General features: G+C 72.1%; 16 protein-coding genes. 11 read left to right on the forward strand and 5 right to left on the reverse strand.

The features are described from left to right. Together LXN57_RS29520 and LXN57_RS29525 are read left to right on the forward strand one after the other, a co-directional pair. Positions 1-1665, forward strand: a complete 1665-nt coding sequence (locus tag LXN57_RS29520; RefSeq protein WP_251801558.1) for a GTPase — start codon at positions 1-3, stop codon at positions 1663-1665. A gap of 37 nt (positions 1666-1702) precedes the next feature. Then, positions 1703-2914, forward strand: a complete 1212-nt coding sequence (locus LXN57_RS29525; RefSeq protein ID WP_251801474.1) for a hypothetical protein — start codon at positions 1703-1705, stop codon at positions 2912-2914. Here LXN57_RS29525 and LXN57_RS29530 read toward each other — a convergent pair whose 3' ends face one another. Further along, positions 2915-3163, reverse strand: a complete 249-nt coding sequence (locus LXN57_RS29530; RefSeq protein ID WP_251801475.1) for a hypothetical protein — start codon at positions 3161-3163, stop codon at positions 2915-2917. Between the two features lie 39 nt (positions 3164-3202). On the opposite strand from LXN57_RS29530, the gene LXN57_RS29535 reads away from it, so the two are divergent. The 8 genes from LXN57_RS29535 to LXN57_RS29570 all read left to right on the forward strand — a co-directional run bounded on the left by LXN57_RS29535 (position 3203) and on the right by LXN57_RS29570 (position 15128). Continuing rightward, positions 3203-3637 (forward strand): hypothetical protein, encoded by a 435-nt coding sequence (locus tag LXN57_RS29535; RefSeq protein WP_251801476.1) that lies wholly within the window; start codon positions 3203-3205, stop codon positions 3635-3637. 334 nt (positions 3638-3971) lie between these two features. Next, complete coding sequence (locus LXN57_RS29540; protein ID WP_251801477.1) at positions 3972-4328, forward strand: hypothetical protein; 357 nt, start codon at positions 3972-3974, stop codon at positions 4326-4328. 456 nt (positions 4329-4784) lie between these two features. Further along, on the forward strand, positions 4785-5924 hold the full coding sequence (gene pdhA / locus LXN57_RS29545; protein WP_251801478.1) for a pyruvate dehydrogenase (acetyl-transferring) E1 component subunit alpha: 1140 nt from the start codon (positions 4785-4787) through the stop codon (positions 5922-5924). Continuing rightward, on the forward strand, positions 5924-6949 hold the full coding sequence (locus LXN57_RS29550; RefSeq protein WP_251801479.1) for an alpha-ketoacid dehydrogenase subunit beta: 1026 nt from the start codon (positions 5924-5926) through the stop codon (positions 6947-6949). Before pdhA ends, LXN57_RS29550 begins: the two co-directional genes overlap by 1 nt. After that, a complete protein-coding gene (locus LXN57_RS29555) occupies positions 6946-8436 on the forward strand; it encodes a dihydrolipoamide acetyltransferase family protein (protein WP_251801480.1) in 1491 nt (496 codons plus the stop codon). Before LXN57_RS29550 ends, LXN57_RS29555 begins: the two co-directional genes overlap by 4 nt. Before the next feature lie 167 nt (positions 8437-8603). Then, complete coding sequence (locus tag LXN57_RS29560; protein ID WP_251801481.1) at positions 8604-8744, forward strand: hypothetical protein; 141 nt, start codon at positions 8604-8606, stop codon at positions 8742-8744. A 297-nt stretch (positions 8745-9041) separates the two neighbouring features. Then, entirely contained in the window at positions 9042-13274 is a 4233-nt protein-coding gene (locus tag LXN57_RS29565; RefSeq protein ID WP_251801482.1) for an LppU/SCO3897 family protein, read from the forward strand. Between the two features lie 60 nt (positions 13275-13334). Next, positions 13335-15128 carry an NHL domain-containing thioredoxin family protein gene (locus LXN57_RS29570; RefSeq protein ID WP_251801483.1) on the forward strand — a complete coding sequence of 598 codons (1794 nt, stop codon included), beginning with the start codon at positions 13335-13337 and terminating at the stop codon, positions 15126-15128. Between the two features lie 280 nt (positions 15129-15408). On the opposite strand, the gene LXN57_RS29575 is transcribed toward LXN57_RS29570, so the two are convergent. From LXN57_RS29575 to LXN57_RS29585, 3 genes are read right to left on the reverse strand one after another with little or no spacing between them, the layout of a single operon-like run. Next, the gene (locus tag LXN57_RS29575; RefSeq protein WP_251801484.1) at positions 15409-16173 is read right to left on the reverse strand and encodes a LamB/YcsF family protein; all 765 of its coding nucleotides are present in this window, start codon (positions 16171-16173) and stop codon (positions 15409-15411) included. Further along, a complete protein-coding gene (locus tag LXN57_RS29580; RefSeq protein WP_251801485.1) occupies positions 16160-16981 on the reverse strand; it encodes a 5-oxoprolinase subunit C family protein in 822 nt (273 codons plus the stop codon). The genes LXN57_RS29575 and LXN57_RS29580 overlap by 14 nt, the downstream gene beginning before the upstream one ends. Beyond that, positions 16978-17589 carry a 5-oxoprolinase subunit B family protein gene (locus LXN57_RS29585; RefSeq protein ID WP_251801486.1) on the reverse strand — a complete coding sequence of 204 codons (612 nt, stop codon included), beginning with the start codon at positions 17587-17589 and terminating at the stop codon, positions 16978-16980. The genes LXN57_RS29580 and LXN57_RS29585 overlap by 4 nt, the downstream gene beginning before the upstream one ends. 68 nt (positions 17590-17657) lie before the next feature. Here LXN57_RS29585 and trhA point away from each other — a divergent pair, with 68 nt between their 5' ends. Then, positions 17658-18335: a PAQR family membrane homeostasis protein TrhA gene (gene trhA, locus LXN57_RS29590; RefSeq protein WP_251801487.1), complete on the forward strand. Its 678-nt coding sequence runs from the start codon at positions 17658-17660 to the stop codon at positions 18333-18335. Here the strand turns inward: trhA and LXN57_RS29595 are convergent. Further along, entirely contained in the window at positions 18332-18703 is a 372-nt protein-coding gene (locus LXN57_RS29595; RefSeq protein ID WP_251801488.1) for a winged helix-turn-helix transcriptional regulator, read from the reverse strand. The genes trhA and LXN57_RS29595 overlap by 4 nt on opposite strands. Positions 18704-18796 lie beyond the last annotated feature (93 nt).

Below are 18796 nucleotides of genomic sequence, written 5' to 3' on the forward strand. Positions count from 1 at the left end.
ATGGCGGGCGACGACCGGGTGGACGCCGAGCGGCTGGTGCTTCGGCTCGAGGCGCTGGGCCGGTTCCTGCGCCTGGTCGACCCCTATCTGCCCGACAGCAGTCTGGTGGCCGCCCACACGCTGGTCGAGCGGGCCGGCAACCGGCTCTCGCTGTCGCGCGACCACACCGTCGTCGCGCTCGCCGGCAGCACCGGCAGCGGCAAGTCCAGCCTGTTCAACGCCTTGGCCCGGCTCAAGCTCTCGCCGGTCGGCGTGCGCCGGCCGACGACCGGGGTCGCCCACGCGTGTGTCTGGGGCCCGCTCGAGCCGGCCAACCGGCTGCTCGACTGGGTCGGCGTGCTGCCGCGGCACCGCTTCATGCGCGAGAGCGCGCTCGACGGCGACGACGAGGCCGCCATGCGCGGGCTGGTGCTGCTCGACCTGCCTGACTTCGACTCGGTCGAGCGCGGCCACCGGCTCGAGGTCGACCGCCTGCTCGGCCTGGTCGACCTGATCGTCTGGGTGGTCGACCCGCAGAAGTACGGCGACCGGATCCTGCACCAGGCTTATCTCTCTCAGTTCCGCTCGCACGCCGCGGTCACGGTCGTCGTGCTCAACCAGGCCGACCGGCTCTCCACGCAGGACACCGAACTGGTGCTCGAAGACCTGAAGCGGTTGCTCAGCGAGGACGGGCTGGCCGAGGCGCCTGTGCTGGCCACCTCGGCCAAGCAGCCCGGCATGCTCAACGAGCTCCGCGGATCGCTCGAGACCACGGTCGCCGAGCGGCAGGCCGCGCTGCGCCGGGTCACCGGCGACCTCGACGCGGTCAGCGAGCCGCTGACCGCCATGATCGGGCCACCCGCGGCCGAGGACGAGGTCGACCGGGCCACCGTACGTCAGCTGACCGACGCGCTGGCCGCCTCGGCCGGGGTGGGCGCGGTCGCCGACGCTTCCGCCGCGGCCTACCGGCACCGCGCCGCGGCCGCCACCGGCTGGCCGCTGACCCGCGGCCTGCGCCGGCTCCGTCCCGACCCGCTGCGCCGCCTGCACCTCGACACCAAATCGGCTGACACCGAGCCGGCCGAGACCGGCGCCGTCTCCACCGACATCGTTCCGCGCACCTCGCTGCCCGAGGCCGACGCGGCGCAGAAGTCGGCAGTCGGCCTGGCCGTGCGCGCGGTGTCCAGCCGGGCGGCGGCGCCGCTGCCCGAGGTGTGGAAGCCCGCACTGGCCGACGCCGCCCGCTCCCGGTCGGCCGACCTGCCGGACGCGCTCGACCGCGCCATCGGCACCACCGATCTCGGCCTGAAGAAGGCGCCGCTCTGGTGGCGGGCCGTCGGCGCCCTGCACTGGCTCCTTCTCGCGGCCGCCGTGTTCGGGCTGGGCTGGCTCGTCGCCGGCTACGTTATCCGGATTCTGGGACTGCCCGAGTTGGACAATCCGACGGTCGGCGACGTCCCGATGCCCGGCCTGCTGCTGGTCGGCGGCCTGCTTCTCGGCGTACTGCTGTCGCTGATCATGCGGCCGGCCGTGGAGTGGGGAGCGCGACGCGCCCGGAAGAGGGCCGAGCGACGTCTGCGGGCCTCGGTGAACGAGGTGGGACGCGAATACGTGGTGGCGCCGGTCCGCGAGGTGCTGAATGCGTACGCACAGGCGCGTGAAGCTTTGAGCACCGTGCGTTCGTAGTAGTCCCGCCACGCACCGTGCCGGGTAGGCTCGCGACATGCCCGCCCCCCAGACTCCGTACGAGGCGGTCCTGCACGCGGCCCGCGACGTCGCGAAACTCGGCTGCGCACTGGATGCCGAGATGCTCGGCACCGCGCTGCTCGGCAGCGTCTACTCCTTGGCCCACGACGACCGTGGCGCCGCTCTGCGCACCTTCGTCGGCGATTTCCTCGCCGCCACCACCCGCCGGCGCTCGGCCTCGGCCACCACGATCCGCGAGGTCTTCGCGGCGCTCGTGCCCGGCGCCGAGGGCGCGGCCGCGGTGCGACCGGGCGCACAGGCGCCTGCGTGGACGACCCAGCTCGGGCGGGTCCGGCCCACCGGCTACTACGCGTACGGCGACGTGTACGGCGACCAGACGTCCTATCTGGTCACCTTCGCCTACGACGACACCGACGAGGGCGGCCCCGAGCACGCGGTCGTCGCGCTCGTCGACCACAACATCGGCATCGCGAAGGACATCTTCGTCGGCTCCTCGGCCGAGCGGATCCTCGAGCAGGTCCGCCAGATGTGCGCCGACGACGAGCTGACCTGGTTCCGTGAGGAGGATCCGGGCCGGCTGCGGGCCGAGATCGACCGCCACCTCGAGATCACCGACAGCCTGACCGACCTGCCGTCCGAGGGCTCCCTGGCCACCGACCGGGCACTGGCCGGCGCACGGCTGGCTCTGCTGCCCACGGCCGGCACGCCGCCCCTGAGCGAACCGCCCGCGGTCAGCAGCACCGACCTGGTCCGCGACTTCCTGGCCTCGCCCGAGGCGGCCCGCTTCGGGCTCGACCGGGTGCACGCCGACGACGAGCTGGCGTCGTTGCACTTCTGCCTCAGCCTGATCCTCGACCACGCGGCGAGCCTGCCCGACCCCGACCCGGTGCGGTGGAGCCCGGCGGTGGCGGGGTTGTTCCTGCTCGACTGGGTGCACCGGCGCGCCGTGCTCGACATGGACGACGCGGCCATGCTGCCCCGGGTGACCCGGGCGTGGTCGGCCTACGCGCTGCGCCGGCGCAACCTGCCAGAGGCGGCCACCGAGCAGACCGACACGGTGGTGGAAGAGATGATCCCCGAGTTCGCCCGGCTCTACGCGACCGGCGAGAAGCGCAGCCCGGCGACGGCCGCGGTGGCCCAGCTCATCAGCGAGGGCGTCGACCCCAACGACACCGACGCCATCGACGCCTGGATTGAGGCCAACCGCCACCGCCTCGACGGCAGCTGATCACCAGCGGCCGCTGAGGTCCTCGGTGTGGTCGGCGTGGTGCCGGCCGACCCGCGAGCTGCGCTGCTGGTCCGGCGTCTGGTCGTCGACGTGGTGCATGCTGCCGGCGCGATGGCTGCCCCGGTAGGAGCGGTTCTGGTTCTCCTCCGAGCGCGCCTCCGGGATCACACGCTGCGCGTGGTTGCCCCGGTTGGCGTAGCTACGTTCGAGGATGACGGTCGCCCGGATGTTGTGGGGACGTTCGGCCACAGCTGACCTCCGGCTGTGTTCGGACCGGTCGCGTGACCGGTGACGGTTGTCCTTGCTCTCCTCGCACCGGCGCTGCTGCCGGTCGGGGCGATGGTGGGCCGGCTCGTCGCCGCGATCGGCGTCGTCCGGCTCGTCGGCATGATCAGCGTCGCCTGGCTCGTCGCCGCGGTCGGCGCCGTCCGATTTGCCGCCGTCGGCGTCATCCGGCTCGTCGCCGTGATCGGCGTCATCCGGCTCGTCGGCATGATCAGCGTCGCCTGGCTCGTCGCCGTGATCGGCGCCGTCCGACCTACCGCCGTGATCGGCGTCATCCGGCTCATCGCCGTGATCGGCATCATTCGGCTTCTCGCCGTGATCTGGGTCGTCGGCTTTGTGGCCGTGATCAGCGTCGCCTGGCTCGTCGCCGTGCCCGGCGTCGTTCGGCTCCTCGGCTTGATTGTTGTCGTCCGGCACGTCGGGCAGGCCGGGCACTGACGGCCGGCGCCCCTCGGCGGGCGGCAGCTGGTCAACGTCGTCCGGCTCGCCCGGGACCGAGGGCAGGCCGGGAACGGCCGGCCGAGACGGGTTCGCGGGTTTACCCGGTTTCGCGGGCTCGTCTGGGGCGGCGGGCCTGGCTGGGGCAGCGGGCTTGGCTGGGGCGGCGGGCTTCGGCCGCTTGGGTTCCCAGCGGGCGTGATGGTCACGCCGGTCGCGGCCAGTGCGGTCCCGGTCGGCGCGTGAGTTCCCGGCCCCGTTCCGTACGCCGTCATGAGCCGCACCCCCAGCCGGCGCACTGCCGGGCGACGTCACCGGCTCGCGCTTCCCGGCCTTGCCGATCAGCCGCCCGGCCCGTACCGCCGCATCGGCGCTCTGCGATGCGCCGAGGGCCGAACCGTTCCCCTCGTCCGGGGGCCCCGCGGACGACGACGGCGACGGCGGCGACTGCCGCACCGGCCCGGACGAGGGCGGCGGCAGGAACGGGATGTCCATCGTGTCCGTACGCCCGCCCGACATCTCGCGGGAGCCCGCGGTGATCGCGGCCAGGGTCGGCATCGAGGCCAGTCCGACCAGCATCGCCACGATCAGCACGTACCGCCGCGTGGGCCCGTTGAACCCGGTGTCGGCCCGGTACACCCCGTTCAGCCGCTTGCGCATCACCTTCATCGGCGGCACGAGGTCGTCGTGATCGTCCGGCACCTCCGGGCTCCCCCTTTCCGGGTCGGCATCGACGGGCGCGGCCGGCTGCAATGATCAACACCGATCCGCCGTGGTCATGGGGGTGAACGACGCATGGGCATATCGGCAGCGGCGTAAAGGGGTCGTTCGTACGGTAGTGACCGTACGAAAGCCACTTAATTGGACAAATACGGGCACCGATATGACCGGAGAATTTCGCGACTGTGATCGACCTGGCCTGTAACGAGGCTCACGTTCTCTGTCAGGATGGGAGCGACGGCACCGCCGCCGTCGCTTCCGCCGACCCAGCGGGGCACGAGGTGGGCGCCGTCACTCCCCGGCGGGGTCCAGGCCCGCGCCGAATCGTCGCGCGGCAACCTCACCCGGGCCAGGCGCGACGACCACCGGTCCGTCGCGCGGACGGGTAACACCCGTCGCGGGCGCAGAGATGAACAGGGAGACACGGATGGCAAACGGCGTGAGCGATGTCGGGGCAGACGCCCCGGCAGGCGGTTTCGTCCAACTGCTGACCCCCGACGGTGAACGCCGCGAGAGCGTGACCACCGCCGACGGCACGACCTATTCCGTCGACTTCACCGACGAGGAATACCGAGACCTCTACCGCGATCTGGTGACCGTCCGCCGCCTCGACGCCGAGGCGACCGCCCTGCAGCGACAGGGCGAGCTGGGCATCTGGGCCAGCCTGCTCGGTCAGGAGGCGGCCCAGGTCGGCTCCGGCCGGGCCCTGCGCCCGCAGGACATGGCCTTCCCGACCTATCGCGAGCACGGAGTCCTCTACACCCGGGGCATCGACCCGATCATGCCGTTCGGCCTGTTCCGCGGCGTCGACCAGGGCGGCTGGGACGCCAACGAGCACCGCTTCAACGGCTACACCATCGTGATCGGCTCGCAGACGCTGCACGCGACCGGCTACGCCATGGGCGTGACCATGGACGGCAAGACCGGCACCCCCGACGGCGAGGCCGTGATCGCCTACTTCGGCGACGGCGCGACCAGCCAGGGCGAGGTCAACGAGGCGTTCGTCTGGGCCGGCGTCTTCAACGCCCCGATGGTCTTCTTCTGTCAGAACAACCAGTACGCGATCTCCGAGCCCCTCGAGCGGCAGACCCGCATCCCGCTCTACCGCCGGGCCGCCGGCTTCGGCTTCCCCGGTGTCCGCATCGACGGCAACGACGTGCTGGCCAGCTACGCGGTCACCCGGGCGGCGCTCGACAACGCGCGCAACGGCCAGGGCCCGACGCTGATCGAGGCCTACACCTACCGGATGGGCGCGCACACCAGCTCGGACGACCCGACCCGCTACCGCATCGCCAGCGAGGTCGAGTCGTGGAAGGCCAAGGACCCGATCTCCCGGCTCAGGGCGTTCCTGACCAAGCAGCAGCTCGCCGGCGAGGAGTTCTTCGCAGAGGTCGACGAGTCGGCCAAGACGCTCGCGCTCGACCTGCGGGAGCGCGTGCTCGCCATGCCCGACCCACAGCCGGTGACCATGTTCGACCACGTCTATCCGCACGGCTCGCCCGAGGTGGACGCGCAGCGCGCCCGGTTCGCCGACTACCACGCTTCGTTCGAGGGGAGCGACCACTGATGGCTCAGTCTGACCGCGGCGGAAAACCGACGCAAAACCCACGGGAGACACTTACCCTGGGCAAGGCCCTCAACCACGGCCTGCGCCGCTCCCTCGAGGAGAACGACAAGGTCGTCATCATGGGCGAGGACGTCGGCAAGCTCGGCGGCGTCTTCCGGATCACCGACGGCCTGCAGAAGGACTTCGGCGAAGACCGGGTCATCGACACCCCGCTGGCCGAGGCCGGCATCATCGGCACCGCGGTCGGCCTGGCCATCCGCGGTTATCGCCCGGTGTGCGAGATCCAGTTCGACGGGTTCGTCTTCCCGGCCTACAACCAGATCGTGGCCCAGGTCGCCAAGATGTTCTACCGCTCCAAGGGCAACGTGCGGCTGCCGATCGTCATCCGCATCCCCTTCGGCGGCGGCATCGGCGCCGTCGAGCACCACTCCGAGTCCCCCGAGGCGTACTTCGCGCACACCCCGGGCCTCAAGGTCGTGAGCTGCTCCAACCCGTCCGACGCCTACACGATGATCCAGCAGGCGATCACCTCGGACGACCCGGTCGTGTTCTTCGAGCCGAAGCGGCGCTACTGGGAGAAGGGCGACGTCGAGCTCGGCGCCGACCTGTCCGGGGCCGACCCGCTGCACGCGGCCCGGGTGGCCCGCGAGGGTGGCGACGCGACCCTGATCGCGTACGGCCCGATGGTTCGCACGGCCCTGGACGCGGCCACCGCCGCCGCTGAGGACGGGCGCAACCTCGAGGTCATCGACCTGCGTTCGTTGTCGCCGGTCGACTACGAGACGATCTACGCCTCGGTCCGCAAGACCGGCCGGGCCGTCGTGGTGCACGAGGCGCCCGGCAACATCGGTCTGGGCGCCGAACTGGCCGCTCGCATCTCGGAGCAGTGCTTCTACTCGCTCGAGGCGCCGGTGCTGCGGGTCACGGGCTACGACGTCCCCTACCCGGCAGCCCGGGTCGAGGAGGAGTACCTCCCGGATCTCGACCGGGTGCTGGACGCCGTCGACCGTTCGTTCGGCTGGTGACGCCGATGTCGCGGATCAAGGAGTTCAACCTGCCCGACCTCGGCGAGGGTCTCACCGAGGGCGAGATCCTGACCTGGCTGGTCAAGGTGGGCGACACGGTCGAGCTGAACCAGCCCATCGTCGAGGTCGAGACGGCCAAGGCGGCCGTCGAGATCCCCGCCAAGTGGGGCGGCGTGATCTCCAAGATCTACGTCGAGGCCGGAACGACGGTCGAGGTCGGGGCGCCCATCGTGGCGATCGACACCCAGCCGTCAGCCGGTCCGCTGCCCGACGACATGCCCGGCCCCGCGCCGTCGGCCGAGTCGCTGGCCGCGGTCGAGATCGCGCCGGCCGAGGGCTCGATCGAGCCAGGCATGATCGGTGGTCCGGCGCCGGGTGGCCGCACGGCCGTGCTGGTGGGCTACGGGCCGAAGAACACCACGGCGAAAAGGCGGCCCCGCAGCGGTACGCCGGGAAGCAGTGCTCCGGTCGCGGCCGCGGCTCCGCCCGTGGTGGCTCCGCCCGTGGTCGCTCCGTCCGTGCCGCCTACGCCCGTGGTGACGCCGTCCGTGGTGGCGCCGCCTCCGCAGCGAGCGGAACCGGTACACGCCCGGGTGCTGGCGAAACCGCCGGTACGCAAGCTGGCCCGGGATCTCGGGGTCGACCTCACGACGATCGTCGGCAGCGGACCGCTCGGATCGGTCACCCGGGACGACGTACACCAGGCCGCCGCCGGCGCTACCGCAGCGCCCGCCGCGGCATCGGCCGAGACCACCGCCCCGGCCGCGGCGGTCTTCGACGCGAGCCGCGAGCAGCGCCTCCCCGTGAAGGGCGTGCGCAAGCTCACGGCCGAGAACATGGTCGCCTCGGCCTTCACCGCACCGCACGTCACCGAGTTCCTCACGGTCGACGTGACCCGCACCATGAAGGCGCTCGAGAAGCTGAAGTCCCGGCGTGAGTTCCGCGACGTGCGGATCTCACCGCTGCTCATGGTGGCCAAGGCCGTGCTGCTCGCGGTCCGGCGCCACCCGATGGTCAACTCGACCTGGTCGGCCGGGACCAACGAGATCGTCGTCAAGGAGTACGTGAACCTCGGCATCGCGGCAGCCACCCAACGGGGCCTCATCGTCCCCAACATCAAGGACGCCGGACGGCTCAGCCTGCGGGAGCTGGCTGAGGCGCTCGACACACTGGTCCAAGTCGCGAAGTCCGGGAAGACGCCGCCTTCCGACATGGCAGCCGGCACCCTTTCCATCACGAATGTCGGAGTGTTCGGGGTGGACACGGGAACGCCGATCCTGCCCCCGGGCGAGTCGGCGATCCTGGCCTTCGGCGCCATCCGGCCGATGCCCTGGGTGCACAAAGACAAGATCAAGGTGCGCCAGGTCACAACCTTGGGACTGTCTTTCGATCACCGGATCATCGACGGCGAACTGGGCTCGCGGTTCCTGCGGGACATCGGCGACTTCCTCACCGACCCGGAGGGCGCTCTGCTCTCATGGACCTAGACTTTCGTAGGCAAGTTATTTTTTCGACCTACGATCGTTAGGCACGTGCGCAGCGTCACCCCCTAAATCGTTGGCAGCTCGTCTCGTGGAAGAGCACAATGGAGATACACCACGAGACGAGCACCACGATGGGCCGGCGATCCCGGCCCGAGGGAAGTGACAAGGCAATGAGCAACATCGTCGACCGCGTTCGCCAGCGCCGGTTGATCAACCGCCAGAACCGCGCCATCGACCGGGCCTGGATGACCGCGCCCACCCAGTCGATGCGTGACGAGATCGCCATCTTCGCCCAGCGCCGGCACTTCTGACGTCAACGGCGCCACAGCCCGTCCGGAACCCCCTCCGGACGGGCTGTTTGCTTTTTCGCGGCATTCTCGAAGATCGGTTCAGGGTTCCCCTCCCGGGCGTACGCCGGGATTCCTCCGGCCGCGATCGCCCGGTACGGTGGGGCACGGTCATCGAGCCGGCTCGGCCGGTCGGCACGAGGCCGGGGCTCCGACCGCGAGCGGACCCCCGCACGGCCTGGCCTCAGAGCTGGGCACGACGCCGGTGGTCACCGGCGTCCGTGCAGAGCTGGCACGGCCGCACGAAACGAGGAGGCGCTCATGACGTCCGAGGGGCACTACGCCGGTTCTCCACCGGCCGAGGCCACGTCGGGCGGCCCGACGCCGGAGGGTTTCCCGACGGACACCGACGGTCAGCGGATCTCGGGCCGGGCTTCGGCTCCGCCCCCCGCCGAAGGTTTCCCCAGCTCTTACGGTCCGCCGCCGCAGGCCACGCCCAACGGCGGTTCGCCGTTCGTGGTTCCCGCCGTCCCCACGTTCGGCCAAGGCCCCGACGGTCCGCGTCCGGCCGCCGGCACCTCCTACGGGTCGGCCCGTGTGCCCGCGCCCGGCGAGGGCAACGGCCTGCCGCAGCGCAACCCGGCGCCTGCCACCGGCGAGGGTGGGGGCCTGCCGCAGCGCAACCCCGCGCCTGCCACCGGCGAGGGTGGCGGCCTGCCGCAGCGAGGCGCCGCTTCCCCGTACGGCTCGGTCTCGCCCGGTGACGCCGCCGGCTACGGCGAGGGCGCTCCGGCGTCCCCGTTCGGCCCGTCGTCCGCCTTCGGCAGCCCGCCCGCCGAGGCTGCCCCCTCGATGCCGGGCTCGCCCGAGCCGCCGCAGTCCGTCTGGGGGCCGCCTCCCACGACACCGGCCCGGCAGCCGCTCGAGCAGAGCTTCATCCAGCGCCCCGGCGCCCCGCTGCCCCAGCGCAACGCCAACTCGGCGAGTGTCGACGGGGTCGTCGGCTTCGACGGTTTCGCTGCCGCCGCCACGCGCGGGTCGTCGGCCGACGAGCGGGGGCCTTCCGCCGGCGAGCAGGCCGACCAGCCCGCCGGTCGCCCGCCCGGCGTCTCGGCGTTCGGCGCCCAGCGCGTCCGCGTTCCCGGCGCCACCCTCACCGACCTGCCCGACGCTCCGCCGCCGCCCCGATCCGGCGACAGCGGCGGTTTCCCGCTGCGCGGCGCCGCCGGTGGTGGAGCCGGCTTCCCGACCCGTCGGGGCGACAGCGGCGGTTTCCCGCTGCGCGCCACGCCCGGCAGCGAGGGCGAGCAGTTCCCGTCCGCCGCCGCGACGCCGTCCGGCGAGCTGCCGGTCCGCAGCCAGCAGGCGCCCTTCGGCCCACCGGCCGGCGCGGGGCAGGTGCCGCCGGCCGCGTCCAACGGCTTCAGCGCATTCGGCCCGCCGGCAGCAGCCGCGGAACAGGCGCCCCACCCGTACGGCCGTCCCGAGCCCTTCGCCGACCCGTTCGGCCGCGCCTCGACACCCGAGGGCGCTCCGGCCCCCCAGGGCGAGCCGGCCCCTGAGGGCGCGCCCGAGCGTGGCGGCCTGCCCGACCCGTTCGGCCGCACCCCGGGCGAGTCCGCGGCCCAGTCGCCGAGCGGCCCGGCCGTGTTCGGCTCGGCCCGCCCTGGCGCTTCCTTCGGCCCGTCCGAGAACGGCTCCGGCAACCCGCCCTTCGGGTCGCCCCGGCCCGGCGCCGACAACGAGTCCCCCGCGTACGGCTCGGCCCGCCCGGCGGCGCCCTTCGGCCAGCCCGAAGACCATTCCGGCTCGGCCACCGGCAGCCCCGCCTACGGATCCGCGCGCCCGGCCGGCCCGTTCGGCCAGCCCGAAGGCGACGCCTTCGGATCAGCCCGCCCCGCGACGCCCTTCGGCCAACCCGAAAGCGACGCCGGCCAGGCGGCTTCCGACAGCGGCTCCGCATTCGGCTCCGCCCGGGCATCCGGCAACGACTCCGGCGCCTTCGGCTCGGCCCGGCCCGGCTCGCCCTACGGCCATTCCGAAAGCGACGCCGGCCAGGGGACTCCCGGCAGCGCCCGGCCCGGTTCCCCGTACGGCCAGCCCGACGGTGGCTCCGACCTAGCGTCTTCCGGCCCCGCCTTCGGCTCGGCACGGCCCAGCTCCCCCTACGGCCAACCCGAAAATGACTCCGACCAGGCAGCCCCCGGCAACGACGGCCCGGCCTACGGCTCGGCACGGCCCGGTTACCCCTACGGCCAACCCGAGAGCGACTCCGGCCAAGCGGCTCCCGGCAGCGGCGGCTCCGCCTACGGATCCGCCCGGCCCGGCTCGCCCTACGGCCAACCCGAGAGTGACCCCAGCCAGGCGACACCGGGCAGCGCCCGGCCCGGTTCCCCGTACGGCCAGCCCGACGGTGGCTCCGACCAAGCGTCTTCCGGCCCGGCCTACGGATCCGCCCGCCCGTCCGGCAATGACTCCGGCGCCTTCGGCTCGGCTCGACCCGGCTCCCCCTACGGCCAACCCGAAAATGACTCCGGCCAAGCGGCTCCCGGCAGCGGCGGCCCCGCCTACGGATCCGCCCGACCCGGCTCCCCCTACGGCCAACCCGAGAACGACGCCAACCAGGCGACACCCGGCAGCGGCGGCCCCGCCTACGGATCCGCCCGACCCGGCTCCCCCTACGGCCAACCCGAAAGCGGCCCCGACCAGGCAGCTCCCGGCAGCGGCGGCCCCGCCTACGGCTCGGCGCGGTCCGGTTCTCCCTTCGGTTCGGCGGAGGGTGGCGACTCGCCGTTGGCCACTCCCGGCAATGGTGGACCGGCCTTCGGATCGGCCCGCCCGGGGTCGAACGGCCAGCCCGAGAGCGACTCCGGGGCCGAGCCCAACGACTCCCGCGCCGCCGCTCCGACCTACGGCTCGGCCCGCCCGGTCCCGCCGTCCGGCGATGGCCGCGACGATGACGGGGAGTCGCCGTTCGGCGCGCGTCCCGAGCAGCCGTCCTCGCCGTTCGGGGTGAGGCGTGAGCCCGGCGCCTCGTTCGGTGCCGGCTCGCCGTTCGGCCCCGGTCACGATGACCAGGCCGGAAGCGACAACGTGTTCGGTCAGCCCGAGCAGTCCGACGACACCCCGGGCGGCTATCCGCAGCGGGTGCCCGGCGCCGCGCTCGGCTCGTCGGCCGCCGCCGATTCGCGCAACGGTGCTGTTCCCGCGCCTCGCGACCCCAGCGAGAACCCGCCGGCCACCGGCTCGGCCCGGCCTGTCGCCGCGAGTGCCTCGGTGCCCACGGCCAGCCGCACCGCGCCGGTCGAGGCGTCCGAGATTCCGCCGGCCGCCGCTCCGCAGGCCCGTGTCTATGGTCGTCCGGCACCGGTGGAGGACGCCGACGACGAGGCTCCGGCCGAGCCGCCGCGCGACGCCGACCAGGGCTTCGGATCGTTCGGCGCCGAGTCGCCGGTCGGCCCACGGCCAGGTGCCGAGTCACCGTTCGGCCCACGACCGGGTGCCGAGTCACCGTTCGGCCCACGACCGGGTGCCGAGTCACCGTTCGGCCCGCGACCGGGTGACGATCGGCCCGCCCTGCCTGCGGGCGGATCCGGCTCCCCGGCGTACCCGAACGACCCGAACGCACCCGGCACCGAGCCGGGGGCGCCCGGTGTCGCGCCGCAGTCCCCGGCGCGGGCCAGCGCCCGGGCCTCGGCCAGCGCTCGCGTCGCCCCGGCGGGCGGCCCCGGCAACCCGCCGACCGGCATGTCGGCTGCACCGGCTCTGCCCGGCGCGGCGCCCGAACCCGCACCGCCGGGCTCGCCCTACTCCGACCGTCCGGGTGCGCCCGGCCCACGGCCCGGCGAGCCCTACAGCGAGCTGACCACCGACATCGCGGGCCGCGAGCAGCAGCCGTACGTGCCGGCGCCGGCCCTGCCGCCGATGCCCCCGGGCCTCAACGGCTTGGACCCGGCCACTCAGCCACGGAACAGCCCCTTCGGCCCGGGCGGCACACAGTCGCCGGGCGGCTTCGGTCCCGGCTCGCAAGCGCCGGACGGCTTCGGCCCGGGGCCACAGTCGTCTGACGGCTTCCCGCAGTCACCGGGCGGCTTCGGTCCCGACAGCAACTTCCCGGGTTCGGCCAACCGCGCCACGGTGAAGCCCCCGACGCCGGAGGAAACGACCAGCTGGCCCGGTGTCGAGGCGGACCAGGGCCGGTTCGACAGCTTCAAGGCCGAGCCGGCTCCGGCCAAGCCGGAGACGCCGCACGTCCGACTGCTGCCGATCATGATCGCGGTCGTGGTGGCCGCGGGCCTGATCCTCGGCATCGTGTTCGGCATCGTCTATCTGGTGGCCGGCGGCAATGACCAGTCGCTGTCGGTGATCCAGGGCGAATGCGTGAAGCGGGAGGGCGAGTCCGCCGTCAAGTCGGAGTGTTCGGACGCCACGTCGTTCCAGGTGGTGTCCATCGTGGCCGACAAGGCGGAGTGCGCCGACCCGCAGCAGCCGCACGTGGTCAACAAGACCTCGGACGGCAAGGACCAGGTGCTCTGCCTGAAGCCGAACTCCTGACGCTGTCATCCTGACCACCTTCGTGCCGTACCGGAGCAACCGGTGCGGCACGATGGTGCGATGACTGCACGTGTGCGCGCGCCCGAACTGCGGGGGCGGGGCTGGTTCAACACCGGTGGCCGGGATCTGACGCTCGCCGACCTGCGCGGCAAGATCGTCATTCTGGATTTCTGGACCTACGGCTGCATCAACTGCCTACATGTTCTCGACGAACTGCGGCCGCTGGAGCAGAAGTACGGCGACGCGGTCGTGATGATCGGCGTCCATTCGCCGAAGTTCCAGCACGAGCGCGACCCGCAGGCACTGGCCGCGGCCGTCGAGCGTTACGGCGTGCACCACCCGGTCGTCGACGACGGCGACATGCACCTCTGGCAGCAGTACGCGGCGAAGGCCTGGCCCACCCTGGCCGTGATCGACCCGACCGGCTACCTGGTCGCCTCGATGGCCGGCGAGGGTCACGCCGAGGGCCTGTCCCGGCTGGTCGACGAGCTGATCGCCAAGCACACGGCGGACGGCACGCTGCACCGCGGCGACGGCCCGTACGTTCCCCCGCCCGCCGCCGAAACGGTTTTCCGGTTCCCGGGCAAAGCGATCGAGCTGCCCGGCGGTCACCTGCTGGTCAGCGACACCGCCCGGCACTCGATCGTCGAGGTCGAGGCCGACGGCGAGACGCTGGTCCGCCGGTTCGGCAGCGGCGAGCGCGGCGACCCGTTCAGCGAGCCCCAAGGCCTGCTCCTGCTGCCCGCCGAGGTCGCTTCCGCGGTCGGTTACGACGTCGTGGTGGCCGACACGGTCAACCACCAGCTGCGCGGGCTGCGCCTGGCCGACGGCGAGATCACCGTGGTCGCCGGGTCCGGCCGCCCGTGGCGTTCGGCCGTCGACGAGCACGCGCACGACGCCCTCGCCACCGACCTCTCCTCCCCGTGGGACGTGGCCTGGTACGACGACCGCGTGATCATCGCGATGGCCGGCATCCACCAGCTCTGGTGGTTCGACCCGATCAAGCGCACGGTCGGCGTCTACGCCGGCACGACGGTCGAGTCCCTGCGCGACGGCCCGATCCCCGACGTGTGGATGGCCCAGCCGTCCGGCCTCTCCGTCGGCGGCGAGCGGCTGTGGATAGCCGACAGCGAGACGTCGGCGCTGCGCTACATCGAGGCGGGCGCGCTGCACACCGCCGTCGGCCAGGGCCTGTTCGACTTCGGCCATGTCGACGGCCCGGCCAAGGAGGCGCTCTTCCAGCACCCGCTGGGTGTGGCGGCGCTGCCCGACGGCTCGGTGCTGGTGGCCGACACCTACAACGGCGCGGTCCGCCGCTTCGACCCCCACACCGACGAGGTCTCCACGGTCGATTCCGGCCTGGCCGAACCGAGCGACGTGCTGCTCACGAGCACGGGCGACGTCGTGGTGGTGGAATCGGGCGCCCACCGCCTGACCCGCCTGGCCCCCGGCGCGGTTCGCACAGTGACCGGCGAACGCCACCGCACCGAACGCCCCGCGAGCCCGGTCGCCCCCGGCAAGCTGACCCTCGACGTCGTCTTCACCCCCGCGCCCGGCCAGAAGCTGGACAACCAGTTCGGCCCGTCCACGCGCCTGGAGGTCTCGGCGTCCCCGCCCGAACTCCTGCTGGAAGGCGCCGGCAAGACCACCGACCTGTCCCGCTCCCTGGTGATCAACTCGAACGTCCCCAACGGCGTCCTCCAAGTGGTAGCCCAGGCCGCCACCTGCGACGTCGACGTGGAATTCGCCGCCTGCCATCTGACCCGCCAGGACTGGGGCGTACCCATCGTCGTCACCCCCGACGGCCCGTCCCGCCTCCCGCTGATCCTGCGCGGCTTGGATGAAGAGTCCTGACCGAGCCGTCCGCGACGGCGGCGTGGAGCGGGCGCGGCTTGCTGCAGGCAGTCCCTGAGTTGTGCCGGTTGGCTGCTGCTCATTCCCGCCTGGTGGCTCGCTGAGACGCCTCTGCTCGTCGGTTCGTTCGTCGGCTGGTGGATCTCGTAGTTGGCTGTGCTGTTCGCTGTACTCGTCTCGACCACGGCGATCCTGATCGCCCGCGTACGCGGATCATGGGGAGTCGCCGTGGTGAGCTTGTGAAAGTGCGCATCGAGCCGCCACCGACGCAGGCACGCGACTACGGCCGGCTGAACGACTCCACAGTGAGCCCCGTGCCGGCCAGCTCGGCGCGGACGCGAGACGCCAGGCCGACCGCGCCCGGCGTGTCACCGTGAACGCAGATCGAGGCCACCGGCGTCGGCACCAGTTCACCGTCCGCGGTTTCGACAACCTGCTCAACCGCCATCCGTACGGCCCGGGCCACCACTTCGTCCGGGTCGTGGAGCACGGCGCCCGGCAGCGAGCGCGGCATCAGCGTCCCGTCCGCGCGGTAACCCCGGTCGGCGAACCCCTCGCCCACGACCGTGACCCCAGCTTCGATCGCCACCCGGGCCAGCACCGACCCCGGCTGGCAGAGCACCGGCAACGCCGCGTCGTAGGCCCGGACGGCCGCCACGATCGCCCCGGCCTGGCCTTCTTCCACGGCCGCGGTGTTGTAGAGCGCGCCGTGCGGCTTCACATAGCCCACCCGCCCACCGGCCACCCGGCAGAACGCCTCGAGCGCGCCGATCTGGTACAGAAGGTCGTCCCGCAGTTCGCCGAGGTCGTAGTCGATCCGCCGTCGTCCGAAGCCGGCGAGATCGCGATAGCCGACCTGGGCCCCGATGGCGACCGACCGCTCAACCGCCGCGCCGCAGGTGCGGTACATCGTGGACGGATCGCCCGCGTGGAAGCCGCAGGCCACGTTGGCCGAGGTCACGATGCCGAGCAGGGCATCGTCGTCGCCCAGCGTCCAGCGGCCGAAGCCTTCGCCGAGGTCGGCGTTCAGATCAACGGAGCTCACGGAACCGCACCGTACTCCCCGGCCGCGCCTGTGCGAGCGGAGTCACGTCATCCACCACTCCGATGACCGGATAGCCACCGGTGGTCGGATGGTCGGCCAGGAAGATCAGCGGCTGCCCGTCGGCCGGCACCTGAATCGCCCCGAGCACCACCCCCTCGGACGGCAGCTCCCCCTCGGTCAGACGGGTCAGCGGCGTGCCGGTCAGCCGGCAACCGACCCGGTTGCTCAGGGGACTCACCTGGTACTCGGTCTCGAACAGCGCGCGGCCGGAGAACCAGTCGTCCCGCGGCCCGAGCCACACGCCGAGGTCGATCTGATCGGCGATGTCACCGACCTCACCGGTAGTGAGGTTCGACTGCGCAGTACCGATCGGCAGCATCATTCCGTTGGCCAGTTTCGGTGGGCCCAGGCCCGACAGGGTGTCGGTCGAGCGGCTGCCCAGCACGGGTTCGACTTCGATGCCCCCGCCGACGGCCACATAGGACCGGACGCCCCGGGTGGCCCGGCCCACATCCACCACCGAGCCGGCACCGACCTCGAGCACCCCGGCCGTCACCAGGTTGTCGACCTTGATGTCGGCCGCGGCGCCGGTCACCGCTATCCGGGCCGGCTGTTCGAAGCGCAGCGCGCAGCCCAGCAGCGTGGTCTCCAGGACGGCCGCGGCGGCCGGGTTGCCGACCAGGGCGTTCGCGCGGCGCAGCGCCCGCTGATCGAGGGCTCCGGAGCGGGGGACGCCGAGGTGGGCGTACCCGGGACGCCCTTGATCTTGAATGGTGGTCAGCGGGCCGGCCCGGACGACCGTGATCATGCCGGTACCAGGCGTACGCGCGTGCCCGGGCCGAGGCGGGCCGGCGGCTCGTTCCGTACGTCGAAAAGGGTCTCCGCAGTGCGGCCGACCAGCCGCCAGCCGCCCGGCGAGGCCGTGGGATAGATACCGCAGTAGCCGCCCGCCAGCCCGACCGAACCGGCCGGCACCCGCGGACGGGGAGAGTCGAGCCGCGGTACTCCGAACTTTTCGCCAAGCCCTCGCATGTAGGCGAAACCGGGCGCGAACCCGCAGAACGCGACAGTGAAGCCGGTCGTTGCGAGAAGCTCGACGGCCGTCGGCACCGTCAGGTCCCAGAGCTCCGCGACATCGGCCAGATCCTCGCCGTCGAACACGGTCGGGATCTCGACCAACGGCCCCTGATCACGGGCAGCGGCCGCGCCGCCGGGCTCGGGCCACGAGGCCAGGAGCTGCTCGGCATCCGGCTCGACGCCGTCGAGCAGCAGCGTGCGGGCGCCGGGAACGATGTCGACAACCCGCAGCTCACCCGCCTCGCGCCGGCGCTCGAGGACAACCCGCCAGGCTTCGACCTGTTCACCGTCGCGACACTCGATCAGCAGCGCCGACGCCCCGGCCCGTCGTACTCTCATGACCACCATCGTGCCAGTGAAGAGACTCACTACCCATGAGTAACTTACGATACCGTAACCTGGAAGCCGTGACGACCTCCGCCCCGTTCCGGATGGAGCCGGCAGACCTCGGCAAGCCGAGACTGCGTGGCCGGTTGCATCAGTACGCGTTCTTCGTCGCCCTGGTCTGCGGCATCGTTCTGTGCTCGATCGCCCTCACCCGGCCCGGCATCGAGCCGTTCCTGGGCACGCTGATCTACAGCATCACCGTGTGCGGGCTGTTCGGCATCAGCGCGCTCTACCACCGGCGGGTCTGGACCGAACGCGGCTACCAGATCATGCGCCGCATGGATCACTCGATGATCTTCATCTTCATCGCCGGCACGTACACCCCGTTCTGCATCGAACTGTTGCCCCCGGGCAAGGCGACCCTGATGCTGAGCCTGATCTGGGGTGGCGCGCTCGGCGGGGTGGCGCTCAAGACGATCTGGCCGCACCTGCCCCGCTGGGCCGGCGCGCCGCTCTATCTGGCGCTGGGCTGGGCCGCGGTCGCGATCCTGCCCGAGGTGCTGAGCGTCGGCGGCGTCACCTGCCTGGTGCTGCTGGCCGCCGGCGGCGTCATCTACAGCGTCGGCGCCGTCTTCTACGCCCTGCGCCGCCCGAACCCGTGGCCCGAGGTCTTCGGCCACCACGAGTTCTTCCATGCCTGCACCCTGGTGGCGGCGATCTGCCACCACATCGCGATCTATTTCGCCTTGTACGCCTAGGCGCTGATCTTGACGCCGGGGTTGTCGTAGGCCTCGCGCGCGGCCTGCACGTCGTCGATGTGGGTCTCGGCCCAGTTCTCCAGAGCACCGACCAGGCTTAGCAGGCTGCGCCCGAGGGTGGTGAGCTCGTAGTCGACCCGCGGCGGCACCTCGGCGTGCACCGTGCGGCCGATCAGCCCGTCCCGCTCGAGACCGCGCAGCGTCTGGGTGAGCATCTTGGGGCTCACCCCCTCGATGCGGCGCGACAACGCCGTGTACCGCTGGGGCCCGTCGGCGAGCATCATCACGACGAGGACGCTCCAGGTGTCGCCGATCCGGTCGAGGATCTGGCGGCTGGGGCAGTTTCTCGCGTACGCACTGGCATCCACCTCATTACTATCCCTCGGGTGAGTACCGCACTTCAAGGTGCCTTCTATCTATCGGGAAGTGACCGCTGACCTGCAGCGTTGGCTAGTTGTTGT

This window comes from Paractinoplanes hotanensis (genome assembly GCF_023717965.1).
GTDB lineage: Bacteria > Actinomycetota > Actinomycetes > Mycobacteriales > Micromonosporaceae > Actinoplanes > Actinoplanes polyasparticus.